The sequence below is a fragment of the Pseudomonas sp. PB120 genome, from assembly GCF_009761815.1.
Classification (GTDB): Bacteria; Pseudomonadota; Gammaproteobacteria; order Pseudomonadales; family Pseudomonadaceae; genus Aquipseudomonas.
Genome location: NZ_RWIN01000039.1, coordinates 91,029 through 103,116 on the forward strand (window position 1 = coordinate 91,029; position 12,088 = coordinate 103,116).

Annotated in this window: 13 protein-coding genes; 1 reads left to right on the forward strand and 12 read right to left on the reverse strand. The window is 60.3% G+C overall.

Annotation, left to right across the window (positions count from 1 at the left end; all coding sequences use genetic code 11):
* Window positions 1–130 precede the first annotated feature (130 nt).
* The 10 genes from EJA72_RS07770 to EJA72_RS07815 all read right to left on the reverse strand — a co-directional run bounded on the left by EJA72_RS07770 (window position 131) and on the right by EJA72_RS07815 (window position 9,579).
* Window positions 131–679, reverse strand: coding sequence for an adenine phosphoribosyltransferase (locus EJA72_RS07770; RefSeq protein WP_157710911.1), 549 nt, complete (start codon window positions 677–679; stop codon window positions 131–133).
* 79 nt (window positions 680–758) lie between these two features.
* Window positions 759–1,493, reverse strand: coding sequence for a fumarate/nitrate reduction transcriptional regulator Fnr (gene fnr / locus EJA72_RS07775; protein ID WP_157710912.1), 735 nt, complete (start codon window positions 1,491–1,493; stop codon window positions 759–761).
* A 92-nt stretch (window positions 1,494–1,585) separates the two neighbouring features.
* Window positions 1,586–2,968: an oxygen-independent coproporphyrinogen III oxidase gene (gene hemN / locus EJA72_RS07780; RefSeq protein WP_157710968.1), complete on the reverse strand. Its 1,383-nt coding sequence runs from the start codon at window positions 2,966–2,968 to the stop codon at window positions 1,586–1,588.
* A 230-nt stretch (window positions 2,969–3,198) separates the two neighbouring features.
* Complete coding sequence (locus EJA72_RS07785) at window positions 3,199–3,882, reverse strand: sulfite exporter TauE/SafE family protein (protein WP_157710913.1); 684 nt, start codon at window positions 3,880–3,882, stop codon at window positions 3,199–3,201.
* Complete coding sequence (ccoS, locus tag EJA72_RS07790) at window positions 3,875–4,093, reverse strand: cbb3-type cytochrome oxidase assembly protein CcoS (protein ID WP_157710914.1); 219 nt, start codon at window positions 4,091–4,093, stop codon at window positions 3,875–3,877. Before ccoS ends, EJA72_RS07785 begins: the two co-directional genes overlap by 8 nt.
* Window positions 4,094–4,115: 22 nt before the next feature.
* Window positions 4,116–6,566, reverse strand: coding sequence for a heavy metal translocating P-type ATPase (locus EJA72_RS07795; protein WP_157710915.1), 2,451 nt, complete (start codon window positions 6,564–6,566; stop codon window positions 4,116–4,118).
* A 175-nt stretch (window positions 6,567–6,741) separates the two neighbouring features.
* The gene (locus EJA72_RS07800) at window positions 6,742–7,281 is read right to left on the reverse strand and encodes a FixH family protein (protein WP_157710916.1); all 540 of its coding nucleotides are present in this window, start codon (window positions 7,279–7,281) and stop codon (window positions 6,742–6,744) included.
* Between the two features lie 11 nt (window positions 7,282–7,292).
* Window positions 7,293–8,708 carry a cytochrome c oxidase accessory protein CcoG gene (gene ccoG, locus EJA72_RS07805; protein WP_157710917.1) on the reverse strand — a complete coding sequence of 472 codons (1,416 nt, stop codon included), beginning with the start codon at window positions 8,706–8,708 and terminating at the stop codon, window positions 7,293–7,295.
* A 206-nt stretch (window positions 8,709–8,914) separates the two neighbouring features.
* A complete protein-coding gene (locus EJA72_RS07810) occupies window positions 8,915–9,325 on the reverse strand; it encodes a type II toxin-antitoxin system VapC family toxin (RefSeq protein WP_157710918.1) in 411 nt (136 codons plus the stop codon).
* On the reverse strand, window positions 9,325–9,579 hold the full coding sequence (locus EJA72_RS07815; RefSeq protein WP_178129174.1) for a type II toxin-antitoxin system Phd/YefM family antitoxin: 255 nt from the start codon (window positions 9,577–9,579) through the stop codon (window positions 9,325–9,327). The genes EJA72_RS07810 and EJA72_RS07815 overlap by 1 nt, the downstream gene beginning before the upstream one ends.
* A gap of 273 nt (window positions 9,580–9,852) precedes the next feature.
* Between EJA72_RS07815 and EJA72_RS07820 the strand changes: the two genes are divergently transcribed.
* Window positions 9,853–10,863 (forward strand): metallophosphoesterase, encoded by a 1,011-nt coding sequence (locus tag EJA72_RS07820; RefSeq protein WP_157710920.1) that lies wholly within the window; start codon window positions 9,853–9,855, stop codon window positions 10,861–10,863.
* Between the two features lie 54 nt (window positions 10,864–10,917).
* On the opposite strand, the gene ccoP is transcribed toward EJA72_RS07820, so the two are convergent.
* On the reverse strand, window positions 10,918–11,901 hold the full coding sequence (gene ccoP, locus EJA72_RS07825) for a cytochrome-c oxidase, cbb3-type subunit III (protein ID WP_157710921.1): 984 nt from the start codon (window positions 11,899–11,901) through the stop codon (window positions 10,918–10,920).
* Window positions 11,898–12,083 (reverse strand): CcoQ/FixQ family Cbb3-type cytochrome c oxidase assembly chaperone, encoded by a 186-nt coding sequence (locus EJA72_RS07830; RefSeq protein ID WP_003175465.1) that lies wholly within the window; start codon window positions 12,081–12,083, stop codon window positions 11,898–11,900. Before EJA72_RS07830 ends, ccoP begins: the two co-directional genes overlap by 4 nt.
* Window positions 12,084–12,088: the final 5 nt, after the last annotated feature.

Genomic DNA, 12,088 nt, shown 5'->3' on the forward strand with positions numbered 1-12,088 from the left:
TTGCGGTGTAGCGGCTGACGCCATCGCCGGAACGCCGCCCGGAGCAAGCTCGCTCCCACATGGATTTTTGGTGTTCACAAAACCCCTGTGGGAGCGAGCCTGCTCGCGATGGCGTCCTTACAAACGCCGCTTACTTATCGGACAGCGCAAACTGCGTCAGGCAGAACGTAGGAATTCCCATATCTTCCAAGCGCTGCGAACCACCCAACTCCGGCAGATCAATAATCGCCGCCGCTTCATGAACCCGCGCGCCCATTCGACGAATCAGGTTGGCCGCCGCAATCAGCGTCCCGCCGGTAGCGATCAGGTCATCGAACATCACCACCGAATCGCCTTCACACAAACTGTCGGCATGCACTTCAAGGAAGGCTTCGCCGTATTCGGTCGCATAACCCTCGGCCAGAACATCGGCCGGCAATTTGCCCTGCTTGCGGAACAGCACCAGCGGCTTGTTCAACTGATAGGCCAGCACTGAGCCAATCAGGAAACCACGGGCGTCCATCGCGCCGATGTGGGTGAAATCGGCTTCGACGTAACGTTGGGCAAAGCTGTCCATCACCAGGCGCAGGGCCCGGGGCGACTGGAACAGCGGGGTGATGTCGCGAAAGATCACACCCGGCTTGGGGAAGTCGATCACTGGGCGGATCAGGGATTTGATGTCGAAGGAGTCGAAGGCCATCGTCGAGTTGTCCTGGCAGGCTGCAAACGTCGCAGTATAACGGCGGCTGAACCGTTTCGCTCAGCCGCGTTCGTCGGGATCAGCCCTCGATCGAGCCACCGGCCAGGGCGCAGAGTTGGATCGGATCAAGGATATGGATTTCTTTGCCTTCGGCGGCGATCAGTTCGTTCTGCTGGAAGCGCGTGAACACCCGGGACACGGTTTCCACCGCGAGGCCCAGGTAATTGCCGATTTCGTTGCGCGACATACTCAGGCGGAACTGATTGGCCGAGAATCCCCGGGCGCGGAAACGGGCCGACAGGTTGACCAGGAAGGTGGCGATGCGCTCGTCCGCGGTTTTCTTCGACAGCAGCAACATCATTTGCTGGTCGTCACGGATCTCGCGACTCATCACCCGCATCAACTGACGGCGCAGTTGCGGCAACTGCAGGGCCAGTTCGTCGAGGCGTTCGAAGGGGATTTCACAGACTGAGGTGGTTTCCAGCGCCTGCGCCGACACCGGGTGTTTTTCGGTGTCCATGCCCGACAGGCCCACCAGCTCGCTCGGCAGATGGAAACCCGTGAGCTGCTCTTCACCGACATCGCTCAGGCTGAACGTCTTGAGTGCGCCTGAGCGAACGGCGTAGACGGAATCGAACGTGTCGCCCTGGCGGAACAGAAATTCGCCTTTTTTCAGCGGGCGACCACGTTTGACGATCTCGTCCAGCGCATCCATGTCTTCCAGATTCAGAGAAAGTGGCAAACAGAGGGGGGCCAGGCTGCAATCCTTGCAATGGGCCTGGTTATGAGCGCGCAGCTTTACTGGCTCGGACATTTCTTCAATCCTTGTGGGAAATCACACATAAGACGTAAGGGTAACCCACGAAAGGACATTCAGGCCAGCAGGCGGCGACTTTGCCGTAGGACTTAGATCACCCGCGAAAACCGTTGGCGATTCTGTTGTTCCAGATACGCGTCGAACACCATGCACACCGAGCGCACCAGCAATCGCCCGGCCGGCAGTATGGTGATTCTGTCGTTGTCGAGCTCGATCAGCCCGTCCTCGGCCATGCCTTGCAACTGCGGCCAGAGCTCAGTGAAATAACCCTGAAAATCGATGTTGAAGGCCTGTTCGATCTCGGCGAATTCCAGGCTGAAATGGCAGATCAATTGCTGGATCACGGCGCGACGCAAACGGTCGTCGGCGTTGCACAACAGGCCACGGCTGGTCGCCAGTTGGGCAGAGGCCAGGCTGTTTTGGTACTGATTCAAATCGCTGCTGTTCTGACAGTAAAGATCGCCGATCTGACTGATGGCGGACACGCCCAGGCCGATCAGGTCGCAATGGCCGTGAGTGGTGTAGCCCTGGAAGTTGCGTTGCAGCGTCGACTCTTCCTGGGCGATTGCCAGTTCATCGTCGGGCAATGCGAAGTGATCCATACCGATGTAGCGGTAGCCGGCGGCGGTCAGTTGTTCGATGGTGCGCTGCAGCATTTCCAGTTTCTGCGCCGGCGTCGGCAGCTCGTTGACGTTGATTCGCCGCTGCGGCATGAAGCGTTCCGGCAGGTGCGCGTAATTGAACACCGAGAGGCGGTCGGGTTGCAGGTTGATGACCTCATCGACCGTGCGGGCGAAGTTCTCGGGCGTTTGCCGTGGCAGGCCGTAGATCAGATCTATGTTGATCGAGCGAAATTGCAGGGTCCGCGCGGCGTCGATCACTGCGCGGGTTTCTTCCAGACTTTGCAGGCGATTGACCGCCCGCTGTACCGCTGGATCAAGGTCCTGCAGGCCGATACTGACCCGGTTGAAGCCCAGTTCGCGAAGCAGGCCCATGGTCGACCAATCGGCTTCACGCGGGTCGATTTCGATGCCGTAGTCGCCCGAATCGTCGTCCAGCAAATTGAAGTGTTTGCGCAGTTGGGCCATCAACTGGCGCAGTTCATCGTGGCTGAGGAAGGTGGGCGTGCCGCCGCCGAAATGCAGTTGCTCGACCTTTTGCGTCGGGTCGAGGTGGCAGGCGATCAGCTGGATTTCCTGCTCGAGGCGCTGCAAGTAGGGCAGGGCGCGGCCGCGGTCCTTGGTGATGACTTTGTTGCAGGCGCAGTAGTAGCAAATGTTCGCGCAGAACGGCACGTGCACATACAGCGACAACGGACGCAGGGCCTTGCGGCTTTCGCGCAGGGCGTGGAACAGGTCGAACGTGCCAACACGCCCGTCGAATTGCACGGCGGTCGGGTACGAGGTGTAACGCGGGCCCGCCAGATCGTAACGGCGGATCAGGTCGGTGTCCCAACGAATGGCGTCGAGCATCATGCGGGCATTCCCCCGGATAGGCTGGCTGTGTCGGCGAGTCTATGGGGTGCGGCGTTGGGGCATCTTGATTTGCATCAACAGCGACCGTTTGCAGTGATCAGTTTTTGTGGCGAGGGAGCTTGCTCCCGCTGGGCCGCGAAGTGGCCCCAAAAGCTGGGACTGCTGCGCAGTCCAGCGGGAGCAAGCTCCCTCGCCACAGAATCAGTGTCCCATGGGCCAAACAGGGTCTAATGCCCCATGAGCCAATGCTGATGCGGCCCCGGCAGTGTCCAGATCCCGAACACAATCACCAGCAAACCACCCGCCATGCGCACGCTGCGTTTACGCAACAATGCCGTCACCCGCTCGGCCGCCAGCCCCGTGGCGAGCAGCACCGGCCAGGTGCCCAGCCCGAACGCCAGCATCAACAACGCACTGTCCAGCGCATTGCCCTGGCTCGCCGACCACAGCAGCGTGCTGTAAACCAGCCCGCATGGCAGCCAGCCCCAGAGCGCGCCCAGCAGTAAAGCGCGAGGCAGGCTCGACACCGGCAGCAGTCTGTTGGCAACCGGCTGGATATGTCGCCACAAACCGCGACCGAGGCTTTCAATACGCGTCAGGCCGCTCCACCAACCGGCCAGATACAGGCCCATCGCAATCAACAGCAACCCGGCGATGACCCGCATGAACATCGCCGCCGGGCTGTTGGCCACCGCCCAGCCGGCCAGCCCGATCAGCAATCCGGCCGTCGCGTAGCTGAGAATTCGCCCCAGGTTGTAGGCCAGCAGCAATCGAAAGCGTCGGCTGCGCTGTTCCTTGGGAATCGCCAGGGTCAGCGCGCCCATCAAGCCGCCGCACATCCCCAGGCAATGGCCGCCACCGAGCACGCCGAGGATCACCGCAGACACCAGCAGTGGCGCCAGTTCAAGCATGGGGTGGCGCCTTGTCGTCCGGTTCGGCCGGATGGCCGCTGGCTTCGTCGACCGCGGCCTTGTGGTTCGGGTCCTGATCGTCGAACAGAATGCTGTGGGCCGGACCGTCGAGGTCGTCGTACTGACCGCTGTCGACCGCCCAGAAAAAAATGTAGACGGCGATGGCCACGATCAGCAGCGCGGCCGGGATCATCACATAGAGAGCTGGCATCTGGACTCCATGCCCGCGCGGCTCAAGCCGGCTGCGGGCGGGTTTCTGGCGTGGTGATGGCGGCAGGCGCGCTCGGCAGGCGAGTCAGGCGCAGGGCGTTCAACACCACGGTCAACGAACTGATGGACATGCCCACCGCGGCCCACACTGGCGTGATCCAGCCGAGGGCGGCGAACGGCAACATGAGGCCATTGTACAACCCGGCCCACAGCAGGTTCTCGATGATTACCCGTCGGGTGCGCCGGGCCAGGCTGAAGGCCTGCACCAGCGCATCGAGACGGTTCGAGAGCAGGACCGCGTCTGCGCTGGTTTTCGCCAGGTCGGTGGCCGAGCCCATGGCCACGCTGATGTCGGCAGCCGCCAGCACCGGCACGTCGTTGACCCCGTCACCGAGCATCAACACCTTGCGACCTTCCCTGTGCAGCTGCTGCAGCACGCGCAATTTATCGTCCGGGCGCAAGCCGCCACGGGCCTCGTCGATGCCCAGCTCCGCAGCAACGCTGGCGACCATCGGCGAGCTGTCTCCCGACAGCAACAGCGTGCGCCAGCCGCGAGCCTTGCACGCTTGCACCAGCGCGGGCGCATCGGCGCGCAAACGGTCGTCGAGGACAAACCAGGCCAGCGGTCCCTGGCTGTCACCGAGCAATAGCCATTGGCCGGCTTCATCTGGAATGGTCGGTACGGGTGCGCCACTGAGATTGCAGACAAACGCCGGCTGCCCAATGCGCAAGCGTTGTTCGCCGACCAATCCTTCAAGGCCCAGGCCGGGGGTGCTGTGGACTTCTTCGGCCGCCAGCGGTGCTCGCCCGAACGCGCGGGCGATCGGGTGTTCGGAACGGTTTTCCAGGGCGGCGGCGAGGCTCAGGCATTGGTCGCGGTCGAGGGTGCCGAGCGGGCGGATCGAGCGCAGCGCCAGGCGTCCTTCAGTCAGGGTGCCGGTCTTGTCGAAAATCACCGTGTCGATCTGATTCAGGCCTTCCAGCACATGCCCCCGGGTCAACAGCAAACCCAGCTTGTGCAGTGTGCCGGTGGCGGCGGTGAGGGCGGTCGGCGTGGCGAGGGACAGGGCGCAGGGGCAGGTTGCAACCAGCATCGCCAGGACGATCCAGAACGCGCGGGACGCGTCCAGCTGCCACCAGACCAGGCCGATGACCGCGGCGGCAATCAGCGACAGCAGCAGGAACCATTGCGCGGCGCGGTCGGCGATTTCCGCCAGCCGTGGTTTTTCCGCCTGGGCTCGGTCCAGCAGGCGGACGATGGCGGACAGTCGTGTGTCCTGGCCGAGCGCGAGGACTTCCACGGTCAGCGCGCCTTCGACGTTGAGGGTGCCGGCAGTCACCGCATCGCCCCGGGCTCGGGGTTGCGGCAGGTATTCGCCGGTCAGCAGGGATTCGTCGACACTCGATTGGCCGTCGAGGATCTTGCCGTCTGCCGGGAGGATCGCGCCGGGATGCACCAGCACCTGATCGCCGACGCGAAGCTCGCTGAGCAGGATCCGCTCGCTCTGGCCGTCGGCACTCAGGCGCAAGCATGAAGCGGGCAACAGGTTTACAAGCTGTGCGGTGGCGGCGGCGGTGCGTTCCCGGGCGCGGCGTTCCAGATAACGCCCGGCCAGCAGGAACAATGCAAACATGCCGACGGCATCAAAATACAGCTCGCCGACGCCGGTGATCGAGGTCCAGATCCCTGCGACATAGGCGCTGCCAATGGCCAGCGAGACCGACACGTCCATGGTCAGGTGGCGGGTGCGCAGGTCGCGCATGACGCCCTTGAAGAACGGCGCGCAGCTGTAGAACACGATCGGGGTGGTGAGGAACAGCGCGACCCAGCGCAGGATGGTGTGCAGCTCGGGGCTGAGGTCGATGTTGAATTCCGGCCAGGTGGCCATGGTTGCCATCATCGCCTGGAACCACAGCAGCCCTGCCACGCCGAGTTGGCGCAGGGCCAGGCGATTTTCGCTGGCCAGTTGTTCGCTGGCGCGGTCGGCCTGATACGGGTGGGCGGCGTACCCGATGTGCCGCAACTCGCTGAGCACTTGGCTCAACGGCAATTGAGCGTCGGCCCAGCGCACGTGCAGGCGATGGTTGGACAGGTTCAGGCGTGCTTCCGCCACGGCGGGCAAGGTGCGCAGGTGTTTCTCGATGAGCCAGCCGCACGCGGCGCAACTGATGCCTTCGATCAACAGCGTGGTTTCCGATAGGTCGCCGTCGTGGCGCACGAACGGGGCTTGGACGTCGGCGCGGTCGTAGAGCGCCAGTTCATCCACCAACTGCACGGGCAACGCTTGCGGGTTGGCCGATGACTCGCTGCGGTGCTGGTAATAACTTTCCAGCCCACCGGCGACGATGGCCTCGGCCACGGCCTGGCAGCCCGGACAGCAGAACTCGCGGGTTTCCCCGAGGACGGCCGCGGTGAAGCGGCTGCCGGCCGGAACGGGCAGGGCGCAGTGGTAGCAGGGGAGTTGGGTGGTCATGTGTGTTGCCATGGAAACCATTGTGGCGAGGGAGCTTGCTCCCGCTCGGCTGCGAAGCAGTCGCAATTTTGCGAACGCGCTATCCCTGAAGGAATTTGTCTGCAGGTTTTGGGGCCGCTTCGCGCCCCAGCGGGAGCAAGCTCCCTCGCCACATTTGATCGCATTTGCAGGCGTTTTACTTCTTCAAGTCTTCAGCGCCTTGCAGCGGTTCGTCACCCAGCAGCAAATCCTTGTCATGGCCGACCTGTTCCTCTTCGAACAGACGCCAGGTCTTTTCATCCTGCACGCCCAGCAATTCTACAAAACGACGGCCTTCAATCTTGTCGCTCAACTGGCCGATGTAACGGCCCTGCTCGGTTTCGCTGCGGGTGAGGGTGATCTTGCGATCCTTCTCCGGTTGCGTCGGCGAAATCAGGTTCAGCTCCAGGGTTTTCGGCTGACTGTTGCCGGTCAGGCGCAGGTCGACTTCGCCGGTGACCTCATCCAGATGAACGCTGGCGCGCAGCAGCAGCGTCTGCCCCAGCAGTTCACGGTCGAGCGACCGGTTGATGCCCTTGCCGGCCTCGTAGTAGTTGTCGTTGACCAGGTTGTCCGGGTTGTTCACCGCAATGGTCACCATGGACAGGGTCAGGGTCACCGAGCAGGCCAGAATCCCGATGATGATCCACGGCCAAAGGTGCTTGTACCAAGGGCTTGCGGCGTTTGCTGCGGTCATGGTCACTTCTCTCAACGAACTTGTGGGCCGATGAATCGGCTCTTGGCTTCAATGTGGACGGATTCGTCATCGGCATCCTTGAGGATGAACTTCACCTCGTTGGTGCTCGATGGCAGTTTTTCCGGGGCGATGGACAATTCGACCGGCTGGCTGAAAATCTCGCCGGCGGCGACTTTGATCTCGCGCCGGCCTTGCAGCTTGAGGTCCGGCAGGCCGGCCGCTTCCAGCACGTAAGTGTGGTCGCGTTGGTCCTTGTTCATGATCTTCAGGCTGTAGACGTTTTCGATCCGGCCTTCGGCGTTCTCGCGGTACAGCACGCGGTCTTTGCTGACGTCGAAACCGACCAGCGAACGCATGAAGAAAGCCCCCGCCAGCAGTCCCATCATCGTCAGCAACACCACGGCATAGCCGATCAGCCGTGGGCGCAGTTTATGGGTTTTCTGCCCGGACAGGTTGTGCTCGGTGGTGTAGCTGATCAGGCCGCGCGGGTACTCCATTTTGTCCATGATGGCGTCGCAGGCATCGATGCACGCGGCGCAACCGATGCACTCGATTTGCAGGCCGTCGCGGATGTCGATGCCGGTCGGACACACTTGGACGCACATGGTGCAGTCGATGCAGTCGCCGAGCCCCTGGGCCTTATAGTCGATGCCTTTCTTGCGCGGGCCACGGCTCTCGCCACGGCGCGGGTCGTAGGAAACGATCAGCGTGTCCTTGTCGAACATCACGCTCTGGAAGCGCGCATACGGGCACATGTAGATGCACACTTGTTCGCGCAGCCAACCGGCGTTGCCATAGGTGGCGAGGGTGAAGAAACCGACCCAGAAATACGACCAGCCATCGGCTTCACCTGTGAAGAAGTCGATCACCAGTTCGCGGATGGGCGAGAAGTAACCGACAAAGGTCATGCCCGTTACGAAGCCAATCAGCAGCCACATCGTGTGCTTGCTGAATTTGCGCAGGAATTTATTGGCGCTCATCGGCGCTTTGTCGAGCTTGATGCGCTGGTTGCGGTCGCCTTCAGTGACCTTTTCGCACCACATGAAAATCCAGGTCCAGACGCTTTGCGGGCAGGTGTAGCCGCACCAGATGCGACCGGCATACACGGTGATGAAGAACAAGCCGAAGGCACTGACGATGAGAATGCCCGAGAGCAGGATGAAGTCCTGAGGCCAGAAGGTCGCGCCGAAAATGAAGAATTTACGCTCCGGCAGGTTCCACCAGACTGCCTGATGACCGCCCCAGTTCAGCCAAACCGTGCCGAAATACAACAGGAACAACCCGGCACCGCCGAACATCCGCAGGTTGCGGAACAGCCCGGTGAAAGCGCGGGTGTAGATTTTTTCTCGCGAGGCATACAGGTCGACGCTTTTGTTCGCGTCCTTGGCGGGCGGGGTGACGTCGTGTACCGGAATCTGGTTGCTCATCGTTGCATCCCACGGCAGTGGAAAAATGCCTCGGTCAGTACATGCCGACCGCGGTCAAAAAGAGGTGTTGCAGTGGCGCAATGATACGCCTGTCGCTCTAGCTCAAGGGTGCGACCTTTGGTCACGTTGGTGGAAATCAAACGACGGTGTAATGACTTGAATCAATTGACTTGTAAATTATGGACGGTTTTGCCGGGGCGGCGAACTCATTCCTCCCATGGGTTGATCAGAGCCACGCCGCTGGATTGAAAATCACCGGTGTTACGGGTCACCACTGTCAGGCCATGAACCAGCGCAGTCGCGGCGATCAGTGCGTCGCTTTCATTGGCTTGGTCCGGCACATGCAAACTGGCACAGCGTAGCGACACGGCCGCATCGACCGGCAGGATTCTGGCATCGAAGGCGGGTATGACGTGGCGCTTCAGCCAAGTGCGCAATACCTTCCCTTGCGCTGGATCGCGGCGCTCCATTCGCAGCACTCCCGTCTCGAGTTCCTTCAGGGTGATAGCCGAAATAAACAGGCGTGGAGCGATGACGCTTTTGGCCCAGGCGACGACGTTGGCGTCCGCCTGGGGTTTGCGCAGTTCAGAAATGACGTTGGTGTCGAGTAGAAACATCAGGACAGGTCCACGGGGCGGTGAATGATCACGGCGCGCTCGGTCTTGAACTCGATGTCTGCCGCTTCCGGCATCACCAACAGATCGACAATGCTAGCGCCCATGCCAGTTAGTTTTTGGTACTCCTCAATGCTTAGCAGCACATGAGCGGGCTTGCCACGATCAGTGATGATAACCGGGCCTTCGCGGGTGGCTTTTTTGGCACCACTTGTGTCCTGGTTGAATGCTCGGCTCGAAATGGTGGTGATGGCCATCATGGGTGACCTCCTGAATATCCTGATGTAGAAACGTTACTACGTCGTCGATGGGCCAGCAACCTCGATGGCTGGAAAGGAGCCGCCGTTTGTCGCGTCATCAATGTATCTGATGAGAAAACAGAATTTTCCAGTGGGTATAAGTGGGTGTGAAATATATTAGTGAAAATAACCGTAGTTGTGTATTTGCGTTAATTAGTTTTCTGAAATAGGTTGTTCTTACAGGCAGTGGAGTGCTGTGTGAGTATCTAATATCAGTGGAAATGGAATTCTATGAGCATAATAAATTTTAAATCGTTACTTGTGTTTGTATGGGGGCTATCGCTGGCGTCGATCGCCCATTCAATTGAAAGTAAGCCAAGCCATATTGTCTTTGCTTCCGATCCGCAGTATCCGTGGTCGGATAAAACAGACCGTAGGGAATCCGAATCACATACAGAGTTGGAGCAGCGCGCCAAATGGCTGCTGGATGCTCAATACGACAGCATTGCCGACTTCAGGCGGCGCAATGGCGGGAGCGCAATGGTGCCCGTGATGATCAATGGCGATATAACCGCCTTCGGTCATGCGGATCAGCGTTCCTACGTTCAGCAAATGCTGGAGACGAAACTTCAAGGGCTTTATGACTACGGCTTGGGTAATCACGACTATCAAAACAACGTGGATGATTGTTTTTTGAATAACTGCGCTGCAGGAAGTATTGAAGATCTGAAAAAGCGCTATTGGGGCAAGGTCGGTAATATGGACTTGGCGGCGCGGGCTTCGGGGTCGACCACCCTGTATTACGGAAGCCTCGCGTACTCCAGGGATTATGGCGATGTGCACCTGGTGCAGTTACATAACGAGCCAACTTACTCGGTGGCCTTTTCTTCGGGCACTATTTTCAACCCGAAGAAATTTGAAATTACCCCGGCACTCGATTGGCTTGAGCGTGACCTTCAGCAAGCACGCGCGCAGGGGAAAATCATTCTACTGAACATGCATAAACCCAATGAGTTTATGGGCGACTGGAGCCAGGAAAAACGGTTCAGGGATATGATCGACAAGTACGAGGTGACGGCAATATTCGCCGGTCACCTTCATGGAAGTGGCGGCTCCACGTGGTACACGAGCAGCGTGCCCGGTTTCATCAGCGGCAGCGCCTCCCAGCAGACCTACCTGATCGCCAGTTTTTCCGAGGATCGTAAAAACCTGCTCGTGTATGGGGTCGAGAATAACCAATGGCAAAAACGTGAGCTGATCGCGACGTTGCCGGTGGAATCGACTCTGGCCAGTCGCCCATGAAAAAGGCCCCGTCAGTTCGCACTGGCGGGGCCTTTTTTGCGTCAGGCGTTTGCCTTACTGGGCATCCGCTACCGGCGCTTTCTCACCGTGAGAAAGGCTGTAGACGTAAGCGGCCAGCAGGTGGACCTTGTCGTTGCCTTGCAGCTGTTCTTGCGCAGGCATCTGGCCCTGACGGCCGTAACGGATGGTCTGCTGCAGTTGAGCGAAGCTCGAACCGTAGATGAACGCTGCCGGGTGAGTCAGGTTTGGCGCGCCCATCGCTGGCGTGCCTTTGCCTTCCGGACCGTGGCACGCCACGCAGTTGGCGGCGAACAGTTTCTGGCCGGCCACCGGGTCAGCCTTGGTGTCTTCCGGCAGCTTGCGGCCATCGAGGTTGGTCACCACGAACGCGGCAACGTCCGCAACGCCTTGCTCGCCGATCACTTCGGCCCACGCCGGCATCACCGCGTGGCGACCGCCCATGATGGTGGTCTTGATGGTTTCCGGTTCGCCGCCCCAGCGCCAGTCGGCGTCGGTCAGGTTAGGGAAGCCGTAAGCACCCTTGGCGTCGGAACCGTGGCAGACCGAGCAGTTGGAGGCGAACAGGCGGCCACCCATCTTCAGGGCTTGCGGGTCCTTGGCCACTTCTTCGATAGGCATGGAAGCGAACTTGGCGAAGATCGGGCCGAACTTGGCGTCCGACTTGGCCATTTCCTTTTCCCACTCGTGAACGCCGGTCCAGCCAGTCTGGCCGTTGGCGAACGCGGTCTGCTTGTCGTTATCGAGGTAGTTGTAACCCGGCAACAGGCCTTTCCAGTTACCCAGGCCCGGGTACAGCACCAGGTAGCCCAGAGCGAAAATGATGGTGCCCACGAACAGCATGAACCACCATTTTGGCAGCGGGTTGTCGTACTCCTCGATCCCGTCGAAGGAGTGGCCAACCGTTTCTTCCGTCTGCTCGGCGCGCTGCCCCTTGCGGGTGGACAGCAGCAGCCAGGTCAGGGAGAAGATGGTGCCGAGGCTGAGGACTGTGACGTACAGACTCCAGAACGTAGTCATTCTTTGTTACTCCTAGAAGCTTGCTCGACGTGCTTGATGGCTTCGGGATCATCCGCGAAAGGCAGCAAGGTCGCGTCTTCAAACTCCGACTTGCGCTTGGGGCTGAACACCCACAACGCCAGACCGATGAAGGCCACCATCACGACAACGGTGCCCAGGCCACGAATCATCCCGATATCCATCTAAA